The organism is Streptomyces sp. SPB074 (genome assembly GCF_000154905.1).
Classification (GTDB): Bacteria; Actinomycetota; Actinomycetes; order Streptomycetales; family Streptomycetaceae; genus Streptomyces.
This window is the reverse complement of record NZ_GG770539.1, coordinates 5759889-5761734: the sequence shown is the minus strand read 5'-3', so window position 1 is coordinate 5761734 and position 1846 is coordinate 5759889. Positions and strand designations below refer to the sequence as shown.

The 1846-nt window shown below is 74.4% G+C and carries 1 protein-coding gene and 1 pseudogene; one reads left to right on the top strand and one right to left on the bottom strand.

Annotated elements, in window-relative coordinates; all coding sequences use genetic code 11:
• Positions 1–469: pseudogene (locus SSBG_RS24385) on the bottom strand (MFS transporter); the annotation flags it as partial.
• Positions 470–741: 272 nt separating this feature from the next.
• Between SSBG_RS24385 and SSBG_RS24380 the strand changes: the two are divergent.
• Positions 742–1734, top strand: coding sequence for a phosphatase PAP2 family protein (locus SSBG_RS24380; protein WP_037870547.1), 993 nt, complete (start codon positions 742–744; stop codon positions 1732–1734).
• Positions 1735–1846: the final 112 nt, after the last annotated feature.

The following is a 1846-nucleotide window of genomic DNA, read 5'->3' as shown; positions in this document are numbered from 1 at the left end:
GGCGCCTCGTGCGGCATCAAAAAGTACGCCGCGAACAGCGTCGCCTCCAGGCCGAGCCCGGGGGGGACGAAACCGGTCGTGAGCAGCGCCGCTTCGTCGCGCTGCCCCATCCCCGTCAGGAGCAGCGCCGCCGCCGCCGTGAGGGAGAAGCCGCCCGCGACCATGAGCCGGGGGCCCATTTCGCCGCAGGAGCGCTCGCCCGCGAGCCCGGCGGCTACGGCGGCTACGGCGGCTACGGCGGCTACGGCGGCGAGGGTAGGCGGCAGCAGCCGCAGGCCGGTCGCGAGCGGGCCCAGGCCGAGGACGAGCTGGAGGTAGTGCGCGGCGACCAGTTCGAGCCCGACGAGGGCGAGCATCGCGAGCACGACACAGCCCACCGGGACCCGGTGGCGGCGAGGAGGGCGCCGGCCGGGTCCCAGGGGCCCGCGCCGCTCCCCCTGGACGCGGGCAGGAGGGCGCGCGGGACGGGGCCTCCGGGATGGCACCGCAGTGCGCGGGACGGGGGGTCCGGGGGCGTGGGCGGGTCCGTGGGGTGAACGGAAAACGGACGGCGGGAAAAGGCGGGGATTCGTCGTGGGAATGCGGCCGCCGCTCGCGTGGGCGCCCTCTTCCGGGCCTTGCGGCGACTTTAGGGAAAGCGGTCGGATAAACCCCTTCGCGCTGGTCGCGGCACATCACATGCCCATCACGAAACGGTTGTTTCGTTCGGCTTTGACACTCACCCGCTGTAACGTCGATCGGGTGCGTACCCAACCGACCCCCGGCCGCCTCGCGCGGCTCTTCGCCCGGCTCGACCGCGAGCCGGAGCGGCTGGCCAACCCGCACGTCCCCGTGATGAGCCGGCACCGGCTCGTCCTGCTGCTCGCGACGCTCGCCTTCTACCTCGCGATCGTCGTCGCCGTCGCCGCCACGACCTGGCTCGTGCGCTTCGACTGGCAGCTCATGTTCTTCCGGCCCTACCAGCAGTGGCCCGAGGTGCACGCCTTCCTCGACTACCTGGTGGTGCTCGGGCAGCGCGGCCCCACGGCGGTCATGGTGCTCGCCTGGCTGGGCTGGCGCTCCTGGCGGCAGCACACGCCGCGCCCGCTGCTCGTGCTCGGGGCCTCGCTGCTCCTGCTCAACATCACGGTGGGCGCGGCGAAGATCGGCATGGGACGGCTCGGCCCGCACTACGCGACCGTGATCGGCTCGAACGAGATGGGACTCGGCGGGGACATATTTCCCTCGGGGCACACCGCGAACGCGGTCGTGACCTGGGGGATTCTCGCGTACCTGGCCTCGACCCCCCGGGCCAGGCGGTATCTGTCGGCGGGCTCGGCGATCGTCTCGCTGAGCGTCGGCCTGACCACGGTCTACCTGGGCACGCACTGGCTCAGCGACGTCGTCCTGGGCTGGGCGGCCGGGCTGCTCGTGCTCCTCGCCCTGCCGTGGTGCGAGCCGCTGGTGGCCCGCGCGGAAGTGCTCCTCCTGCGGGTGCGGAACGGCTACCTCCGCCGCCGCGCGGCGCGCCGCCCGGCGGTGCCGGGAGTGACACCCCGGCCGCTCACACCGCTGAGCCCGCGGGTGGCGCCGGTCGGCACCGCGGCCCGCAAGGAGCCCGTCCACGGCTCGCGCGCCACGCTGCGTCCCGAGCACAGCCGCCCCTCGGCCCCCGCGGGAGGCACGCGGCGTCCGCAGGCCCACGACCGCAACCAGCAGCGCGGCGGCTCGGCCCGCCCCCTGACGGGCGGCTGAGCGGCGGAGCCGGCGGAGGCGACCGCCGAGGGGGCTCAGCCCTTCCAGCAGCGGCGGACCCGGCCCTCCTCGACCTCGAAGTTGAGCCTGCCGGCCTGGTACTCCATCGTGA